This window comes from Chloroflexota bacterium (assembly GCA_034717495.1).
GTDB lineage: Bacteria > Chloroflexota > Anaerolineae > JAAEKA01 > JAAEKA01 > JAYELL01.
The window spans coordinates 46,758-66,364 of sequence record JAYELL010000095.1; the positions used below are offsets into that span (position 1 = coordinate 46,758).

At 56.5% G+C, this 19,607-nt stretch carries 13 protein-coding genes; all 13 read left to right on the forward strand.

The genetic code is table 11. From position 1 onward, the window contains the following. Window positions 1–2,151 carry a hypothetical protein gene (locus U9R25_17020; protein MEA3337600.1) on the forward strand — a complete coding sequence of 717 codons (2,151 nt, stop codon included), beginning with the start codon at window positions 1–3 and terminating at the stop codon, window positions 2,149–2,151. Between the two features lie 35 nt (window positions 2,152–2,186). Then, complete coding sequence (locus U9R25_17025; protein ID MEA3337601.1) at window positions 2,187–4,346, forward strand: fibronectin type III domain-containing protein; 2,160 nt, start codon at window positions 2,187–2,189, stop codon at window positions 4,344–4,346. Between the two features lie 41 nt (window positions 4,347–4,387). Further along, on the forward strand, window positions 4,388–5,632 hold the full coding sequence (locus tag U9R25_17030) for a glycosyltransferase (GenBank protein ID MEA3337602.1): 1,245 nt from the start codon (window positions 4,388–4,390) through the stop codon (window positions 5,630–5,632). A 225-nt stretch (window positions 5,633–5,857) separates the two neighbouring features. Beyond that, window positions 5,858–8,020 carry a methyltransferase domain-containing protein gene (locus tag U9R25_17035; protein ID MEA3337603.1) on the forward strand — a complete coding sequence of 721 codons (2,163 nt, stop codon included), beginning with the start codon at window positions 5,858–5,860 and terminating at the stop codon, window positions 8,018–8,020. A 46-nt stretch (window positions 8,021–8,066) separates the two neighbouring features. Next, on the forward strand, window positions 8,067–9,107 hold the full coding sequence (locus U9R25_17040) for an NAD-dependent epimerase/dehydratase family protein (GenBank protein ID MEA3337604.1): 1,041 nt from the start codon (window positions 8,067–8,069) through the stop codon (window positions 9,105–9,107). Continuing rightward, window positions 9,104–10,417 (forward strand): sulfatase, encoded by a 1,314-nt coding sequence (locus U9R25_17045; protein MEA3337605.1) that lies wholly within the window; start codon window positions 9,104–9,106, stop codon window positions 10,415–10,417. Before U9R25_17040 ends, U9R25_17045 begins: the two co-directional genes overlap by 4 nt. A gap of 25 nt (window positions 10,418–10,442) precedes the next feature. Beyond that, entirely contained in the window at window positions 10,443–10,814 is a 372-nt protein-coding gene (locus U9R25_17050) for a nuclear transport factor 2 family protein (protein ID MEA3337606.1), read from the forward strand. A 40-nt stretch (window positions 10,815–10,854) separates the two neighbouring features. Continuing rightward, window positions 10,855–12,087, forward strand: a complete 1,233-nt coding sequence (locus U9R25_17055) for a hypothetical protein (protein ID MEA3337607.1) — start codon at window positions 10,855–10,857, stop codon at window positions 12,085–12,087. A gap of 39 nt (window positions 12,088–12,126) precedes the next feature. Beyond that, complete coding sequence (locus U9R25_17060; GenBank protein ID MEA3337608.1) at window positions 12,127–13,461, forward strand: DUF362 domain-containing protein; 1,335 nt, start codon at window positions 12,127–12,129, stop codon at window positions 13,459–13,461. A gap of 40 nt (window positions 13,462–13,501) precedes the next feature. Continuing rightward, window positions 13,502–14,983, forward strand: a complete 1,482-nt coding sequence (locus U9R25_17065; protein ID MEA3337609.1) for an MFS transporter — start codon at window positions 13,502–13,504, stop codon at window positions 14,981–14,983. A gap of 3 nt (window positions 14,984–14,986) precedes the next feature. Then, complete coding sequence (locus U9R25_17070; protein MEA3337610.1) at window positions 14,987–16,951, forward strand: hypothetical protein; 1,965 nt, start codon at window positions 14,987–14,989, stop codon at window positions 16,949–16,951. Window positions 16,952–17,240: 289 nt separating this feature from the next. Beyond that, window positions 17,241–18,881: a hypothetical protein gene (locus U9R25_17075; GenBank protein MEA3337611.1), complete on the forward strand. Its 1,641-nt coding sequence runs from the start codon at window positions 17,241–17,243 to the stop codon at window positions 18,879–18,881. Between the two features lie 143 nt (window positions 18,882–19,024). Next, window positions 19,025–19,607 (forward strand): hypothetical protein (locus U9R25_17080; protein MEA3337612.1); only part of this gene is annotated, 583 nt, incomplete at its 3' end.

The window sequence follows — 19,607 nt, forward strand, 5'->3', positions numbered from 1 at the left end:
ATGATCGATCAAGCGAACGCCCGAATCAAATCACTGGCAAAGGACGCCGAAGGCCAACTATCAAGTGGAGCTTCTCCTGCGCGCCGGCTAAGCTTCGCCAAGATGGGATCTCAGGGTTTTGGAGACCGTTATAATACGTGGGCCTGGTCGATGATCTGGTGGCGGGGATGCCTGTTCGTGGGCACCAATCGAGCAATATTATGTGCCGAGCGCGCTGCGACTGCCAACGGCTTGCCAATGCTATCGAAGTTTCCCTTTGCCAAGTATCCCCCCGACGATCCAGATGCGGGATGTCCTCCTGATTCAACAGATCTGCCCCTGCGGGCTGAAATCTGGCGCTGGACTCCTGAGATCGATCAATGGGACAGAGTCTACCAGGCACCGGAGGATGTGCCCATTCCCGGTCATCCGGGAAAGTTCGTTGGCCGGGATATCGGATATCGGGGGATGACGTCTTTTGTAGAGCCGGATGGCACGGAGGCTCTCTATGTTTCTGGCGTGACGGCTCAACTCATGTACGCAAATCTGGTGCCGCCCCGGTTGTTGCGGACCACGGATGGCAACACCTTTGAGGCGATTCCGCAACCTGAGGGCTACGTCCAGGGCGAGGTCGCGCCTGGAGAATTTCGGGGCATGTCCACCTTTCGCAATATCCTGTCTTTCGACGGGCGAATGTTTATCGTGGCCGGCGGTATCCATGGGGATGGCGTACTGTTGGAAGGAGACAATCCTGCTGCTGGCACTGAATGTTTTCGACAGGTATCTCCTGTTGGCCACAGTGTTTTCGAAACTGTCGTTTTCAATGGTCACATTTACGCTGGCACACGAGATCCGATCAATGGCTATGCGGTTCTCAAGATGGATGCTGCCGGGTCGCCGCCTTACAAGTGGACAACTGTAGTTTCCAATGGTGCCTTTTTGCCCATCTACAGCCTGAGCGTCATCAGCATGTTCGTGTTCAGGAACAGGCTCTACGTGGGTACCGACAGGCCAGGAGAGATCATTCGTATCAATCCCGACGATAGCTGGGAGCTGGTGGTTGGATCGCCTCGGGAAACGCCGGACGGTTGGAAATATCCGATAAGTGGTCTTGATTTTGGTTTCTGCAACTGGCTAAATGGACATATCTGGCGAATGGAGGAATACCAGGGCAAGCTGTACATCGGCACCATGAAGTTGAGCACCCATCTGCGCACCCTGCCGGATGCGGAGCCGGTGTTGAAACCCAACTACGGCTTTGATCTCTATGAGACTACTGACGGCCGGCAATTTGCGCCGTTGACCACCAGTGGATTCGGCGATAAGTTTTCTTTTGGTATCCGTTCATTTGCCAGCGGTCCGGCTGGCCTTTTTGTGGGCACGGCCAACAGTTGGTATGGTCTTCAGGTCTGGCGGGCGCAAGATTCAGGCAGAAACGGCACCGAAATGGTCGGCGAGGGATCAGATGGCCTGGAAATGCCAGCCCCTTATGGCCTTGAATTGGATAGCGTCGATGGAAGGGTGGTGCTTTCGTGGCAATCGACCGGGTCCATTGGCGGTTTCCGAATCTGGCGGGCAGAGGTGAACGACATTTGGCCTCTGGTGAAGAAGAGCCGGTTTCTGACGTTTGCCCGCTGGGCGATTCGTTCCGTTCGCAAAATAAAGCCTGAACTCTACTTTCCTCCCTTGCCGAAACAGATTTGGGTCCCCGATTTTTACGAGGAAATCGGAACTACGGACCAGCAGATATTCGTCGATAGAGCGGTGGAGGGGGACAGGCGCTATCTCTACTATGTGGTGGCGGAAAACGAGAAGAGCCAGCTATCTGCGCCATCCAACCTGGTGGCAGCGCCGCTAATGACGCCACCAGTAACCTTCGAGAATCTTTTTGGGTTTCTTGAAAACCGCACAAGCGCGCTTAGTTCAAGCGATGGCAGCAGCCTGGATGACAGTCGTCAACAGCTTGAAGCGGCCCAGGAAAGGCTTAGCTCTGGCGACACCGCGGGTGCCAGCGCAATCCTGGATCGACTGGCATTCCAGGGGGACGCGGATGCAAGGATTCTTTTGTCATCGCATTCACAGGATGAGCTACTCTTCCGATTAGGGCGTCTGAGACAACGGATTGATCTATTCGAGGCGGGTTATCTGCCCATGGAAGCCATCATTCGGTGAAACGATGGAACCTGTTGAAGGAGAAAAAAAAAGATATGACGATCAAGTCAAGAAATTTCCCGAAATCGGCAATGATACTTGTCGTGTTGGGCATTACTATTTTCGCCGTTGGGATGTTTGGCGCTACAGAAGTGGCAGCTTACCCCGACGAGGGCTTCGGTGACGATGCATGGAGCCAGATGAACGAACAGGGCTTCGGCGATCGCCAGAACAGTTGGGCCTGGGGCATGACTTGGTTCGACGGGCAGCTATATGTTGGGACTAATCGCGCCCATTTCTGTACCGATGTGGCTGCGATTCACAACGTATTTCCCAACTGGATAGATTATCCCCCATCCGATCCTGACATTGAGTGTACGCCTCTGCCGGAAGATCTGCCGTTACAGGCAGAAATCTGGCGCTGGTCCCCCGACCTGACCTGGGAGCGCGTGTTCCAGTCTCCTAACGATGTGCCAATTCCGCAGCGCCCTGGTAGTTTCGTCGCTCGGGATGTGGGTTTCCGCGGGTTGAGCGTCTTCGAGGAGGCGGATGGGACAGAGGCGCTTTATGTCACGGGCGTCGCACCTTCCTATATCTGGCGGGATGTGCCAACGGCCCGCATCCTGCGCTCCACCGATGGCGTTAATTTCGAACAGGTACCTGCCGATCCAGGAACCAATTTGGGTGATTATCCGTTTGCCAGCATGCGCAACCCATTTTCCCACGAGGGGCGATACTACATTCAGGGAGGGGCCATCCAGGGCAGTGGTGTCCTGCTGGAGGCTGAAGACCCGGCCGGCGGCAACGACAACTTCCGCGTCGTGAGCGTACCGGGTCAGGTGGTCAGTTCAGCGACCGCCTTCAACGGGTATATCTATATGGGATTGCGCGACTCGGCTTTCGGATATTCTGTTGTGAAGGCCGAAGCGGGAGGGGATCTACCCTACGAGTGGACTACCATCGTTCCGGAGGGAGCGTTTTTGCCCACACAGACCAATGTCGAGACCTTGAGTATGGAGGTCTTTGGTGGAAAGCTCTATATCGGAACCAATGGCTTGAGAATCGCCGCGTTGGGCCTGATGGGCCCTGCAGAGGTGATCCGCATCAACCCCGACGATACCTGGGATGTGGTTGCCGGCAATCCTCGTCTGACCGACGAAGGCTGGAAGTATCCCATCAGCGGATTCGATGCTGGCTTCGGCAACTTCTTCAATGGCCACATGTGGCGCCTGGAGGAATACGGTGACAATCTGTTTCTGGGCACCTTTGACAGCAGCACCACCTTTAAGGAGATTCCCAGCAATGAGGTAGTGCTGGCCGATCGCATGGGCTTTGATCTTTTCAGGACGCCCAACGGAATCGATTGGAGTCCGATCACGCTGACCGGTTTCGACGATCGCTTCAACTTCGGCGTTCGAAGTCTCCATGGCACTCCCAACGGGCTCTTCCTGGGCACAGCCAACTATTACTATGGACTGGAGATCTATCGCGCCTACGACGATCATGATTTTTTGTTCTTGCCGGTTATTTCCAACGGCGAAGCAGCCGCCGTGGCCCAAGAGCCTCGGCAACCGGTGGCCGACCCAACGCCTCTCGAGGCACCTGAGATGGTTCAGACAGAGGTCTTTTCGGACCATGTGGTGGTCACCTGGGAACCGGTGGAAGATGCTGTCAAGTATCATATCTCCCGAAACGAGATCATTCCGATCAGCCTGACCCTGTCCTCCGACGTCGGCATCGTGGTCGATGCCTCAAAATGGACGATCCCCGAATTAGTGGGGACCTCGACTGGAGTCACTTTCACTGACGACAGTGCAAGCTCGAATGAGCGCTACGTATACTTCGTGCGTGCGGTCGATGGGGATGGCGTGGGTTCGTTGCAGTCGTTAGCAGCCCCGGCACGCTCCCTGGCATTGCCGGCCACCTTTGGCCACCTCGATGGGATGATCGCGGATGCCCAAGAGCGGGACTATCTTTCAGACGAGGGTATCATTCGATTCGACCAAACCCAGGTGTCGGCGGAAACACACTATGCGGCCGGTGAGTACCAGGATGCCGTCGACGAACTCCAGTCGCTCCGCGATGATTTGAGCCTGGATGAACAGGATCTGATCATCTCCTGGAAGGCAATCGAGGTCGCTCACTTCCTGGGAAGACTTATCCTTCGAATTGATCTCGTGGACGCTGGCGTCCTGGATCCTTCTACACTGAACTAATGGCCAGATTTCTCTTGACGTTGTGGCCACTTGCAGGCCACTTGTATCCCAACCTGGCTATCGCCACTGCCCTGCGGGATCGTGGGCATGAAGTTGCCCTCTATACGGGCGCGCGGGCCGGTTCAACTGTGGAAGGGGAAGGCTTTCGCCATTTTCCCTTCCAACGAATCGACGAAGCCCGGGTCGAACAGCTGGTCTTATCGCCGCAAGGCATCCTTTCCCGACCGAAGGCGGGAGAACACAAAAAGATGTATCGGGAATGGGTCCTGGACACGATTCCTGATCAACTGGCCGACCTGGACGAGGTGATGAAGGAGTGGACGCCTGACGCCATCGTCTGTGATCCAACGATGTGGGCGCCCTTCCTGGTTCTCCATGAGGAGCGGCAGTTACCAGTCGCCATCTTTTCCCTGGTGGCTGCATGTTTGCTGTCGGGAAGGGAAGGCCCGGTGCTTGGCTATCCACAGCCCCGGCCCCGCAATGGCTTCGAGCGAGTGCGCTTTGAGGCGTTGAAGGTCTTCATAGACTTTTACCTGGGTGATGTTCGGCGCTCGGCAAACGAGCTAAGAGGAAGGCACGATCTGCCACCGATCAGGATGTCGGTCACCGATTATGCCGGGCAGATGCCGTTGTATCTTGTGCCCAGTAGCCCCGAGTTTGACTACGAGCGGAGCGATCTGCCGCCTTCTGTGCACTATGTCGGTCCCTGTCTGTGGAGTAAATCGGGCAGTACATCGGCTCCGCAGTGGCTGGCTACCCTGCCGGACGATCGGGCGGTATACATAACTGAAGGCACCGTCAACCTTGAGCCGAAGATCTTGAAGTCGGCGGCGATCGGCCTGGCCGACCTGCCTGTCCAGGTGATCATGACCACCGGAAGGCACCGCGACATAGAGATGCTGGATTTGGGCCCCAGGCCGCTGGCATCGAACCTTCACGTGGAACAGTTCGTACCGATGGACGACCTGCTGCCTCGGGTGGATGTCGTCGTGACCACAGGTGGCCCGAGCACCGTATTGGCTACCTTGCTTCAGGGGTTGCCCCTGGTGATTGTGCCCTCTGACTGGGATCATCCTGAAACCGCCTGGCGGGTTGCGGATGCCGGCGCTGGGATATGGCTGAAACCGGAGCAGTGCACGCCTGAACGGTTGCGGACAGCGGTGTTGCGTTTACTGGAAGAACCATCATTTCGGGAAAACGCCCGCCGGCTGGGCCATACGTTGGAAACACGGGGCGGCCCGGTTCGTGTTGTCGAGTTACTTGAAGAGATGATCCAACAGCCTTAACCTGGACAAGCCAGAGGAATGCTGATTTCGCAGACCTGAATGAACCGCAGACCTGTGCTGAGCGTAGCCGAAGTATGACGCTGATGAACGCAGATAATCGCAGATCAATCAAAAAAAAGATCAACGACCTCTGCGCCGAAGGTCTGTGGTACATTCTTGTTAGGTTTGTGGCTAATTATCTTGCCCAGTGTGCAGGAATCTGACTCGTAAGGCCCAAAAAAGAGAATGGCACGATACCTACTGGCAGTGTGGCCCTATTCCGGTCACGTCCATCCAAATATTACTCTGGCCAATGCACTTCGGGATCGCGGGCATGACGTAGCCTTTTATACTGGCGCACTCGTCGATTCCCAGGTGACTGGGCAGGGTTTCAGGCGATTTCCTTTTCGCCGGACTGCTGATCGCATTGCGGGCATTGTGGGCCTTGCCCAGAGTCGTCCGCTGGAGAACTGGGATGTGCCTGAGCTTTACGAACGTTTGTCGGTTCACTATACGGCGGTGTTCGACCAGGGGGCTCTTGCGCAGGCGGAGCTGGTCAAGGCAATGTACCGGGACTGGTTTGCTGGAAGCATGCCTCATCAGGTCAGCGATCTTGGCGAAATCCTTGCGGATTGGCAGCCTGACGTGGTGGTTTGTGATCCCTTCATGTGGGGACCCACGCTCATCCTGCGTGAAATCCAGTCAACGCCGGTGGTTGTGTTCTCCTACTTCGCCGGTTGCTTGTTGCCGGGCCCTGACGTGCCACCATTCGGATTTGGCCTGCCAAGCCCGCGAAACTGGTGGTCGCGTCTGTTGACGCTCTCTCTGTATGGTGTGCGCGATCTGACAACCCGGGAGATAGCCCGGGAAGTGGACCGGATCAGGGCTGACAATGGCCTGTCACCACTGTCAACTCGGGTCATGGCCTATACTGGCCAAGTGCCTCTTTACCTTGTGGCAAGCGCGGTCGAGTTCGATTTCAACCGCCGCGATCTGCCTGCTTCGGTACACTACGTCGGGCCCTTTCTGTGGGACAAACCTGGCAAGCAGTTGCCTCCGTCATGGCTGCAGCAGATGGGCGACGAGGCCGCGACCGGTGGCGATCCAATCGTCTATGTGTCGGAGGGTTCTGCCCACACGCGTGAGCCGGTCTTGCTTCGAGCGGCGATGCGAGGACTTGCCGAGCGGCCAATGCAGGTTGTGATGACGACCGGGCGTCATCGTGAGCCCGAGGATCTAGGATTGGGCCCCGTTGCAGCAAACATCCGAGTGGAACAATGGGTTCCCCACAGCGATCTGTTTCCTGAAACCAGTGCAGTTGTGACCAATGGAGGAAGCGGCACCGTTTTGTCCGCCTTGCTGGCCGGTGTGCCGTTGGTGGTCGTGCCGATGCAGTGGGATCATCTGGAAAACGCACAGCGCGTCGTGGAAGCAGGTGCGGGCCTGCGGATATCGCCCGGGAAATGCACCCCCGAACGTTTACAGGCGGCCGTTGAGCGGGTGCTCAACGAGCCATCCTTTCGCCTTCGAGCCCAGGAGATGGGATCGACATTCAAGCAGTATGGAGGCCCCGATTACGCCGTTGATCTGCTGGAGAAGTTGCGGGTGTCTTCGGAAACACGAGCATATTATCCAATGAACAATGGAATCGAGTTTACCGGTGAACGTGTGGTGCCAGGCAAGACTCCAACCTATCTGGTGTGGGCGCATACATCGCGATACCAGTGGATCAAGGAGCAGGCCAAAGGGCGGGCAGTCCTCGATGCTGGTTGTGGAGAAGGATATGGCGCTGCCTACCTGGCGCAGGTGGCTGATCGTGTGGTTGGGGTTGATCTCTCCCTCGATGCCGTCGAGCATGCCAGGACGTTTTACGGCTCGCCCTCACTAAGCTTTTCGGTGATGGACTGCAGCCAGCTGAGCTTTCCCTCCGAGAGCTTCGACATGGTTTCTTCGTTTGAGGTAATCGAACATCTAACGGATGTCGACCAGTTCCTGGCCGGAGTGCACAGGGTGTTGAAGCCGGGTGGAGTTTTTTTCGTCTCAACCCCCAATGGTGGACTCAACATCAATGCCGGCAAGAACCCATTCCATGAGACCGAGTATACCCTGGCGGAGTACAGGGAACTGCTTTCCGCTTTTTTCCCCGATGTTCAGATCTATGGCCAGGTTTGTACACATCGGCTGAGAGAGAGCCTGTTCATGTATTCGACCAACCTGTATATGCGCTCGAAGGTTTACGAGGGATTGGTCAACAGTCTGGCCCCACTATACTTCAAGGGTCAGGAGCGAGAGGTGACGTACGATCCTAACTGGGTTGACCAGTCCGATTCGGGAACCTTCGATTTCAGCCTGGACTCGGTTGGGAAGGCGACCTATTTCGTGGCCGTCTGTCGCAAGGCGCCGGATTAATCGTCAATGGTCAGTTATTGATGGCAGAGGGCAAGAGAATAAGCTGATGACAAACGATTACTGGAATGGTCGAAGGGTATTGGTAACCGGTGCGCCCGGCTTCATTGGCTCCCACGTGACTGATTTGCTGGTGGAGAGTGGGGCGAGGGTTACCGTCGCCGTCCTGCCTGAGCAGGTTGGAGAGGATATGGCAAATCTGCATCAGGTCGAGGATAGGATCGACATGGTGGCAGCGGAACTGAGTTTGCTCGACGACTGCCGGCGTGCGTGCCGGGGCCAGGATGTGGTTTTCAGTCTTGCCCATCTTGATGGCAGTGTGGCGTTTAAGCGGGACAAGCCTGCGCTGGTCTTCCGCCAGAACATGCTCATCACCCTGAATCTGCTTGAGGCGGCCCACGAGGCAGGTGTGGATCGCTTTCTCGTCATGAGCTCCGCGGAAGTGTATTCGCCCGAGGTGTCCGCGCCGATGGAGGAGGCCGATGGTTTTCGGGGAAGGCCCTCCCGGACCTCGGACGGCTACAGTTGGTCGAAACGGATGTCCGAGTTTGCAGCTGAACTCTATAGCCGGGAACATGGTCTCAAGGTTGCCATAGCAAGGCCCAGCAACGTCTATGGCCCCCGTGATGGTTTCGAACTGCATCGCGGCCGGGTGATCCCCATGTTCATTCGCAAAGTTCACGAGAGCAATGACTCGTTGGTGATCTGGGGTTCAGGTGAGCAGAGCCGATCCTTTCTCTATGTGGGAGACCTGGCTCGCGGTTTGCTTGATCTGGTAGAAAAGTATCCGGTGAGCGATCCTGTGAATTTCAGTGGAGAACGGGAGATTAGCATTGCCGAGCTGGCGCAGCTCATTGTACGCCTGTCGGGTTGTGATGTGGATATCGTGTATGATTTGGATAAGCCGGCCGGCCCGCCTAACCGGATTCTGAGCAGGGAAAAAGCCATTGAATTGCTCGGTTTTCGTGAAACCGTATCCCTGGAATCTGGCCTGCAGCGCACCATAGAGTACTACTGCAAAGATGGCCTGGCAAGCACCGACCGGCAGGCATCATTGCAGCCTATGGCTTCCATTCAGGAGAAGAAATGACAACCAGACCACCAAACGTTCTGCTTATCACCGTCGATACATTACGCGCCGATCACCTGGGCTCCTACGGCTACCAGCGGCCCACGAGTCCAGAAATGGACGCGATTGCGGCCGACGGTACTCTCTTCGAGCAGTTTTTTTGCTCCGCCATTCCGACCCAACCGTCATACACGACCTTGTACACCGGTCAACATCCGATCACCCATGGGGTCGTTGGGCAGGGTGGAGATGCTGTTCTCAGCTCGACTACCCCGGTGTTGCCCGAGCTTTTTCTCAAAGCCGGCTATACCACCAGCGCGTTTGATACGCTGATGCGCGATCGTATCTGGTTCGGGCGGGGCTATGAGTATTACATCGATCCCAGTCTGCGGCGTGTGTTGCGTTTGGGGGTGACCTGCGACGAGTTGAATCAACGAGCCATTCCCTGGATGCAAGCCCATGCGGAAGAGCCTTTTTTCATGTTCATGCACTATTGGGATCCGCATGCCCCCTATGTGCCGCCCGAACGCTATCGCAACCTCTTCTATTCGGGCAATCCTGTCGATCCCGATAACAGCGCGCTTGATAGCTGGTGGGAACATCCCCTGGGGATCCTGGCACGGGAAACCTGGCTGCGGACGGCCGACGGGCCGGTAACCGACCCGGAGTTCGTGGTTTCCCTGTACGACCAGGAGATTCGCCACATCGATGACGGGATAGGTGCCCTGGTGGATGCATTAGATAGCTCAGGCCTGGCGGAAAATACGCTTGTCATGATACTGGGTGACCATGGCGAAAGCATGACCGAGCACGGCATTTTCTTCGAACACCATGGCCTTTACGATTGTGTGTTGCGGGTGCCCGTTATCGTCCGATGGCCTGGCAAAATTCCTGCCGGAACCCGCCTGCAAGGCATGTACCAGATGCACGACATTGCTCCCACGTTGCTGGACGCCGTTGGGCTTCCAGTGGCCAGAAACATGGATGGCATCAGCTTCTGGGATGAGCTCACTGGACAGGCTTTGGATACTGGCCGCGAAGAGGTGTTCAGCCTTGAGAGCACCATGCAGGCAAAATGGTGCCTGCGGACCTCAGAGCATAAGCTCATCGTCTCGCGCGAACCCGACTCTTATGGGAACCCGGAGAAAGAACTCTATGACCTGGTCGCAGACCCGCAGGAATTGAACAACATCTATCAGGAACGGCCCGACGTGGCCACTGTTCTGGAAGACCGGCTTGAGGGCTGGATCAAGGAACGGCTGGATGAGATGGGCGAGACCGAAGATCCTGTCAGCAAACAGGGAGTCAGTCTGAAGGGCTTGTGGGGTTAAGTAAGATAGAAAGAAAAGGGAGATTATGCAGAAACAGCTAGAAAGAACGCGCGAGGATGAATTACAGGCGCTTGCCATGGATTACCTGGAAGCCTTCGAGGCCCGGGATCTGGAACGTTGCGTGGCCTTCTACGACGATTCGGCGACGGTTGTCTTTCACGTCGGGCGTTACGAGGGCAAGGAGGCGATCACCACCTGGCATCAGGACCGTTTCGGTGCAGACTTGCAGCTCCTTAGCATGGATGGCACGAGTGCATTGGGAGACACGGTCACCATTGATGCCACCGCGACCTCCAAGCGTCTGAAAGCCTGGAGAATCCCAAGCCTCGCTGCCAAGGTGGAATTCACTTTCGATGGCGACCTGATTACATATGCGAAGTTTGGGCTACGCGTTTAGATGTGGCCCACTGAGCAGCAATCTTAAGAGGAAATACACAATGTCAAACACATCGAACGACTACATTTCCTTGCGGATCGGATTATTCGTGTCGGCGGCGCTGATACTGCTGTTCCTGACAGGCTGTGAAGGAGGTCAGCTTCCACCGCCTCCTGCAACGCCAACGCCAGCAACCGGACAGTCGGATTCCTGTGTTGTAGCAGACATCGAGCGGATCGGCCTTAGCGGCGGCGGGCTGGATTGGTCGCAAAACGACGACAATCTCATTCTGATGTCGAGGTATGATGAGAACGGAATCACGCAGGTCTACACGATCAAGACTGACGGCACGGACGAGATCTGCCTGACCTGTCAACAGGTGCCAGGCGGTCCCGCGGTCGGCCTCCACAAAGGAGTTGCCCATTGGCATCCATCGGGAGATTACATTGTTCTCCAGGTTGAAATGGCCGAACACGAGGTAGATCGTGACCTCGCGCAACCGGGAAGTGGCCGGGCCAACAACATCTGGGCAATGACGGCAGACGGCAGCCGCTGGTGGCAGCTAACCAGGTACGACGACAATCCCGAGGCAGGTGTACTGTTTCCCGTGCCTTCCAACGACGGCAGCAGGCTGGCCTGGTCAGAGCGCCACGCCGGTCCCGAGAATCCCTTCCTGACGCTGGCGAAGTTCTTGATGAACCAACCGACAGCTGATCTCTGGGGCCAGTGGCGTGTCAACGTGGCGGATATGGTCTTCGACGACGAAGGCCCCCGGTTGGACAACATCGAGCGGCATGGATTGGACAGAGGCTTTTTCTACGAGGTGCAGTCCTGGAGTCCCGATGACAGCAAAATCTATTTTGCCTCCGAAGGCGGCCAGGAAAACGTCTATCTGCTGGACATCTGGGAGAAGGACCTGGAGACACAAGCGCTGCGGAACTTAACCAACAATCCTGGCAACTGGGAAGAGCATCTTGGCATTTCGCCCAGTGGAAAAAAGATGCTGTACGATTCCAGTTCCTGTTGCTCGTGGGATTCCAACCAGCTGAAAACGCTGAGGATGGAACTTTACATGATGGATGCCGACGGCAGCAATGCGGTTCAGCTTACCCATTTCAACACATCTGGCTACCCGGAATCGTCGGAGGGACAGAGCGTGGTCGCGAAGGGTGTCTGGAGTCCCGATGGACGCCAGGTGGCGCTGCAACGAATCGCGCTGGACCAGTTCACTGAAGGGAAGCGCACGACTGATCTGTGGATACTGACATTTGCTGGCCCCTGCGGTGTCGAGTGAGCGGGTTTTCTGCTGAATGAATGATGGATGGCGCTGACAATGGATAGAGAGAATCGGATTTACCGGGTGAATCGGAGACAGTTTCTGAAGTTGGCGGCTGGTGGTGTGGCCGCCCTGACTCTTGCCAGACGCCCAGCCGCTGCGTCCACATATCGCGTCGGGGTGGGCCATCATACCGATTCCTACACGGCAACCATGCGCGCAATCAGCGCCAGCGATGAGTGGGTACCGGGTATGATCTATGGGCGCACGGTGATCATCAAACCGAATCTATTGGTCGGTACATCACCCGACTCGGGTATCATTACCGATGCCCAGGTTGTTCGAGCTATCGTGGACCTGGCGCTGGCTGCCGGAGCCTTCAAGATCAGGATCGTCGAGGGCAGTCCCGGGGGTTCGAACTTCTCGGCCTGTGGCTACGACTTCCTGCAGGATTATGGCGGGTCTGGCAGGGTATCCCTGGTCGATCTGGACAGCCTGCCGGTTCAATCTGCCTCTATCGACGGTGGGCTGGCCTATGAGCAGATCACCATGCCTGAGATGGTGCTGCAGCCCAATACCTATCTCATCAGTGTTGGAAAGCTCAAGACCCATGCCGAAACACTGGCAACGCTCGCGACAAAAAACATCTTCGGCTTGCCACCGGTGAGCTATTATTCGCCTCCTGGCGAGAATGGCCGCTTCGCGATGCACTATCGAGGGGTCAACCAGGCGACTGTGGACCTCAATCTGGCCCGACCCATCGACTTCGCGGTTGTGGACGGTATCTGGGGCATGGAAGGCTTAGGCCCTTACGGGGGAACCCCGGTACGGATGGACACGGTTGTGGCAGGCGCCAATGCTGTGGCCGTCGACCGGGTGTGTATGGAGATCATGTCGGTGCCCCAGCTTTGGGTCCAGCATTTGACCTATGCGGCCCGGCTTGGGCTCGGACCCGCCAGCCTTGATTCTGTGCAGGTGGCCGGGGACCCGGTGACGCCAAGGGCTTTCAGCCTGCCTACCTTCCCGCCACAGGTCGAATATCCGCGTCTCAGTCCAGCTGCATTCGATCCGGCGGGAGGTCAGCAGACAAGCATTACAACCTGGGTCAGCCGGCCATGCCAGGCGCGGGTTGAAATCGTTCGCACATCGGATAGCTCCACCGATGTGACCCATGTTCGCTGGTTGCGAAACTGGACGAGCCGTCCCGCCGGCATCGACACACTGGCCTGGGATGGACGGGATGACAGTGGCGAGATCGTCGCTCCGGGCAGGTATACGGTTCGGGTGGAGGCCGATGGTCAGCAACCAGCGCGCAACGCCTTTGCCACAAGCAAGGTAGAGGTGGCGGAGTTGGTAAACGGGCGCCTCTTCCTGCCATCGATTCTTGGTTGAAGCAGGCAACCGTGCATACCAGCCGTTGCAGGAGAAAAGTTTGGAGACAGAAATCGAAAAGGTGACGTCCAAACCTGTCGGCGCTGGCGTTGCTGCATTGCCAGTTCGGAGTGGCCTGACCCTGCGGACCAAAACGCTTTATGGCGTCGGCGAAGTCAGCAATGCCATAAAGTCCTTTACCTTTGGCCTGCTGCTGCTCTTCTTTTATACCTCGGTCCTCGGACTGCCAGGGACGCTGGTCGGTATTGCGACCTCCATCAGTCTGATCTGGGACGCGTTGGTGGACCCTGTCATTGGCCATCTATCGGACAGAGCCCATTTTCGTTTCGGGCGGCGGCATACCTTTATGCTGGCCGGTGCCGTCAGCATGGGCATCTTCTTCTACCTGATCTTCAGCCCGCCTGCGGGACTTTCCATGACCGCTCTCTTTGTCTGGCTGGTAGGAACCAATCTTTTGCTTCGCACCTCCAATTCTATCTTCATGGTGCCATATCACGCCCTGGGCGCCGAGTTGAGCGACGATTACGATGAAAGGACCTCAATCACGGGAATCCGGGCGGCGCTATCTCTGCTCGGCACCTTGCTGGTTGCCGGGCTGATGTTCGTGGTTTTCTTTCCCAACCAAACGCCAGGAGTCGATCCTAAATTCAACGCGGGCGGCTACACCTCGATGGGGATCGTCCTGGGCCTGACGATCACCGTGTTGGGTGCCATAGCGGTGTTCGGTACCCTGTCACAGCGCTCCAGGCTTCCCCGGAATGGCATTGAAACGCAGGAGGAGAAGATCGGCTTCTTTGACGGGCTGCTTCTGGCTCTCAGGAATCGATCGTTTCTGGTTCTGACCCTGGCAACAGCGATTTTCTTTTTGGCCAGCGTCGTCAATGCCCAGTTGGCCGTACACTATCTGACCTACTACGCACAGATATCCAGCAGCCAGGCAGTGAGTGTATTCCTGTTGAGTTTCTACATCGGCGGCCTGCTGGGCGTTTTTGTCTGGCTGCGAGTCGCACAACGGGTCGACAAACACCGTCTTTTCGTTGGCAATACGTTGATCCTGGCCTTCATCATTTCCGCTGCCTATTGGCTGGTGGGCCCAGGACACTTGCTCGGTACGGGCAACGTCATGCCTTTGCTGGTAGGCAATGCCATCGGTGGCTTTTTTGCCAGCGCGATCTGGGTGGTACCTGCTTCGATGATAGCGGACGTGACCGATGAGGATGAGTTGAAAACGGGCAAGCAGCGATCAGGCACCTTCTTCGGCATCAACTCTTTTTTCGTCCAGGAATCGGCCAGTATAGCTGTTTTGATCACCGGTGTACTGCTTGATTATTTCGCGCGCCTGGTTCCTGGCCAGGTTGAACAATCGGCTCAGACCGCGGAGCGGCTGGGCATATTATACGGCCTTATGCCAGCTTTCCTGTACGTCATGGCCGCAGTGCTGATGTTACGCTACAGCCTGACTCGACAACGGGTCGTGAGCATACAACAGGAACTACGCTTGAAAAGGAACGGAGACCAATAGGTAATGACAAGGTCAATTCGAATCATCAGACTGGCGGCGTTTGTTTTTCTATTTTGCGCGGGCATGTTCTTCGGGCTCGCGGCCTCGGTCGAGGTGGCGTGGGCTGAACCGGCAGATCCCGAACAGCTTCCGGCCACGGGAGATTGTTATCGAGACAACATCTTCTACGGCGAGGTGCCGCCTGGTGGTGATCAAAGTCCTGTTCTCGTCTTCGTTCACGGCTACGGCGGTGAAGCTATCGACTGGTGGCTGCGAATCCCGTTCCTTTTCAACAACGACAGCTACGTGCGGGCGTATGATGCCGGCTATCGAACAGCGTTCGTCAATCTGAACGTCGATCCTGCGGCGCCGGACTGCGAGGTGGTTCGCACGCCGGCTCAGAGCACCGCGTACAACGGGTATGTGCTGAGTCAGCAGATCGAGGCGATCACCGAATATTTCAATGTGGATCAGGTGGACATAATCGCACACTCCAAGGGTGGGATCGATACGCAGGCAGCGGTTGTTTTCTGGGATGCCGCTTCGTACGTCCGCAACGTGTTTTCGCTGAGTTCCCCTCACCAGGGCAGCCTTCTTGCCGATCTACTGTGGAGCCCGGAAGGGGAGTGGCTTGCAGGCTTGTTTGGAGAGCGGGATGATGGGACCTACAGTATTCAAACGGCACCTATGCAAGCATTCCGATCCGCGGTCGATTGGAACCCGGTTGATGATTCTATCAACTACTACTCGGCAGCTGGCACGAGCTATCTGGGCGGTGGCTTTGGCCTGCGTTGGATGGGACAATGGATCGAGGACCAGCCTGAAGGGGGGCCGAACGATGGCGCTATTCGCGTCAGCAGTACCTATCTGCCATATGCAAACGTGCTGTTTCAGGAACCCTGGAATCACGTCGACATGTTCATGGGAAGGAACGCCTTCCCTTATATCCTCGATGTGCTTCAGGGCAATCACCTGGTAGCCCCTCAAGAGGTAGCCTTTGACGGCCCGCCTGTCGTGCTGGCCAACTCGCAGTTTTCGATCACCGCCAGCGGCTTGCCTTTGACTGCAACCAAGCCGTTCGTATACTCGTGGGCGGTACCGGGGCAGAGTCCGATCGTGCATATCGCGGGTGCCAGTGATACCATAAGCACCCGTATCAGCACTCCCGGCATCCACCATATTTCGGTATCCGTAGCCAATGGAGCCGGCGCTGCCCAGGGCACCTTCATTATCAATGTAGTCAGTACCGTCCAGTGGCTATACTTTCCCTTCCCGTTAAACACGCCGGGCTCAGCCGCGGTTGAACACGTTGCTCCAATAGCCTTGAACAACATCGTACGCGGGGGACCTCTCGACCAACCGGTTCAGGAAGAGATTCCCATTGAACCGCAGGTTCGCTCGGTTGAATTCGGTCTCTTCACCTCCCGGCCGGCCACCGGCGCTGTGCTGGTCGGACCTGCCGGAAAGGTCCACCCATTTGAAGCTGTGCCATTTGTAAAATATGGCTTGCCCCCGATGGCCCATTTGCAGCAAGTCAGTATCGAAAACCCTGAACCGGGATCGTGGCAACTGCAGATCGATGGTCAAGGTGAAGGAGGCTATTTGTTGATCGCCAACCTGGACAGTCCGTTGCAGATTCAGGTGGAGGGCGTGCCTGGCAACCAGGTAGATCCGGGTGAAGCCCTGAACTTGACTGCTCGCAGAGTTTCAGAGGGATCGCAAATGACAGGACGGGCGGAAGGGGTACAGGAAATGGCGTTGAGATTTTCGAGCCGGTCTGGCAGCGTGCACGAGACGAAGTCAGCTGGTGCAGAACTTGCGGTCTCGGTCGCCCGGCAAGAGGGTGTTTTTGGCATGTCCCTGTCGGTGCGGGGCCAGGCGGAAAGTGGATTCCCGTACGAACGTACTTATGTACGCTCACTTCTTGTGGCGGACGAGGGGCAATTGGCAAAGAACCCCTGGTATCTTGACACGCTGCTTCAGCGCTAAAGTGATACCACTTTGAAACCAGGGGTTTGAAGGTGGCCAAACGAGCGGCGATGATACTGGCAAACTCCTGGTCTCTATCAGGAATCACTTTAGTCGGCGACACTTTGACCAAACGGCTTTGTCCGTCTCACTGCGTAGGCCCGCATCCTGGTAATATAAGGTAGTCGGCGAAATGTACGACATTGCCATGGGACGCCAGGCCAGAGGGCAATTGACAATCATCGCTCGCAGAGTACCCGCATGCCGGGGCATCGTTCAGAAGATATGGTCTTCAATGGAGGTGGGTAACATGAGCCGTTTCATGAAGGTATTGGCATCGACGCTTCTCCTGGCGTTTTGCCTGTTTCTTTGGCTGGGGTTGTCAGCCCCGACAGCGGTAGCTTCACCTCCTGACCCGCAGCCACTGTCGGCGACGGGCAACTGCTACATGGACAATATTTTCTATGGGGCTGTTCCACCTGGTGGCCAGCACAATCCCGTTCTCGTGTTTGTTCATGGATACAGCGGCGCGGCTATCGATTGGTGGCTCAGCGTTCCACCCTATTACGACAACGATATGTATGTTCGAGCGTATAACGCTGGTTATAGAACGGCGTTTGTCAATCTCAACGTTGATCCTTCGGCGCCAGATTGCAGAGTCTTGCGCACCCCTGCCAGGAGTGTAATCTACAATGGATTCGTGTTAGCCCTGCAGATCGAAGTCATTAGCCAAATCTACGGCGTGCAGCAGGTGGACATCGTTGCTCATTCCAAGGGTGGCATCGACGCGCAGGCGGGCATTCTCTGGTTCGGTGCCGCCGATCGGGTCGGCAATGTGTTTACCCTGAGTTCGCCTCACCAGGGAAGCATATTGGCGGATCTGCTGTGGAGCCCGGAAGGCTGGTGGTTGGCACTGTTGTTCGGCGAGCGGGATGATGCGACCTACAGCATTCAAACCGCACCGATGCAGGTCTTCCGTTCCATTGCCGACGCGGATCCGATCGATGATTCGATCAGCTACTACTCTGCCGCCGGCACCGACTGGAGCGGCGGTGGAGGCGGCCTGGCCTGGATGGGGGAATGGCTGGCAGCCCAACCCGATGGTGGCCCGAACGATGGTGCTGTAACTGTCAGCAGTACCTACCTTCCCTATGCCAGCGTACTCTTTCAGGAACCGTGGAACCACAGTGAGGTTTTCATGGGACGGAATGCGTTCCCAACCATTCTGGGTGTGTTACAGGGTCACCAGGAAAAAGCTTTTCGCGAGGCGGGCCTGCAGGGATCGTCCTCGATGCCGGTTCACCGATTGAACAGCATCGTGCGCGGCGGTTCGCTAACGGAACCGGTTCGTGAAGAGTTTCCTGTCGAGCCGCAGGCCCAGTCGATCCAATTGAGCCTCTTCACGTCTGAAGCGGACGTTGGCGCCCTGCTGATGGGACCGAACGGCGCGGTACACACATTTGAAGCTGTACCAGTTGCAGAATATGGACTGCCACGGATGGCCTTTCTGCAGAAGACGAGCGTTGAGAAACCTGAAGCAGGGCTGTGGGGGCTTGAGATCGATGGTTCAGGAATCGGTGGTTACATGCTGCTTGCGACTCTGGACAGCAAGCTGAACGTTGAGCTTCATGGATTGCCGGATCGCTTGTTGGTCCCAGGAGAAACGCTGACCTTAAGCACCCATGTATCGCCGCAGCCAGCGCGGGTAAAGCAACAGGAGTTTCGTTGGTCGAAGCGCTCTGGAAACATCGATGGGCTATCATCAACCGGTTCCCACCTTGAAGTCCCCGTCACCGATCACCAGGGTTTCTATGGAACGTCCCTGTCAGTGAGTGGCGAGACCGGGGGTGGATTGCCCTTTGAGCGGACCTTTGTTCGTTCCATCGCTGTGGTCGATCCGGGTGAATTGAAGGGTAGTCCCTGGCTACTGGATGAACTCTTGAAGCCTTAACGGGTCTTTGTCATGCCCGGCGTAAGGCTGACGCTTTCTTGAATGCCATTTGGTGTGAGCATGGCAGATATTCCCAGAGGTACTCTTCGGATGAGTGGTGGCAAGCCAGCTGAGCCTGGATTGCGAGATAATGGAGGAAAAAGATGAAACTTAGAAGACTATCGACTATTCTGTTGAGTGGGTTGGTACTATTATCCAGCGTTGTTTCTGCGGCAGCCGGCGATCAGCCGTTGGCAACCCTGGCAGAAAATAGTAGCCTGGACCGTACGCGCGAGCCTGTTGTGGTTACCGGCGTCTTCCCCGGGAAGCCGGTAGAGGAGATTTTCGTCTATGGCTGGAATGCCGGCAGCTGGGAACAGATACCGTTTCAGGTCGACGAACGGGACGCTTCTGGTGAGTTGGTCGACGTCGAAGATGGTGTGATGGATGAAAACGATGATGTGGTTTTCATGGCTGGCGATCTGGGAGACCAGCCCGGCGTACCGATTGGCTTTGAGCTGCCGGTGGGTGATCTCTGGTTCCAGGTGGAGGTGAGCGATCCGCTGGATCCAGGGTCCAAGGGCTGGGCCACAGTCGTACACTCCAGGGTGCTTTCGGTCACCAATCCGACCGACTACATCGATTTCGATCCTGTGAACAAGAGGATCATCTCTAGCGACTATGGGCTGGGGTGGGCGACTGCAGCTTCGGTGCCTCCCGGCCAGGGGCAGCATAATGGATTGGATT

What these genes read in the sequence shown, in the direction of transcription:
- U9R25_17025 (MEA3337601.1), top strand. Translation starts at nt 2,187, where the DNA reads ATGACGATCAAGTCAAGAAATTTCCCGAAATCGGCAATGATACTTGTC.
- U9R25_17075 (MEA3337611.1), top strand. Translation starts at nt 17,241, where the DNA reads ATGAGCCGTTTCATGAAGGTATTGGCATCGACGCTTCTCCTGGCGTTT.
- U9R25_17070 (MEA3337610.1), top strand. Translation starts at nt 14,987, where the DNA reads ATGACAAGGTCAATTCGAATCATCAGACTGGCGGCGTTTGTTTTTCTA.
- U9R25_17045 (MEA3337605.1), top strand. Translation starts at nt 9,104, where the DNA reads ATGACAACCAGACCACCAAACGTTCTGCTTATCACCGTCGATACATTA.
- U9R25_17060 (MEA3337608.1), top strand. Translation starts at nt 12,127, where the DNA reads ATGGATAGAGAGAATCGGATTTACCGGGTGAATCGGAGACAGTTTCTG.
- U9R25_17040 (MEA3337604.1), top strand. Translation starts at nt 8,067, where the DNA reads ATGACAAACGATTACTGGAATGGTCGAAGGGTATTGGTAACCGGTGCG.
- U9R25_17055 (MEA3337607.1), top strand. Translation starts at nt 10,855, where the DNA reads ATGTCAAACACATCGAACGACTACATTTCCTTGCGGATCGGATTATTC.
- U9R25_17035 (MEA3337603.1), top strand. Translation starts at nt 5,858, where the DNA reads ATGGCACGATACCTACTGGCAGTGTGGCCCTATTCCGGTCACGTCCAT.
- U9R25_17020 (MEA3337600.1), top strand. Translation starts at nt 1, where the DNA reads ATGATCGATCAAGCGAACGCCCGAATCAAATCACTGGCAAAGGACGCC.
- U9R25_17050 (MEA3337606.1), top strand. Translation starts at nt 10,443, where the DNA reads ATGCAGAAACAGCTAGAAAGAACGCGCGAGGATGAATTACAGGCGCTT.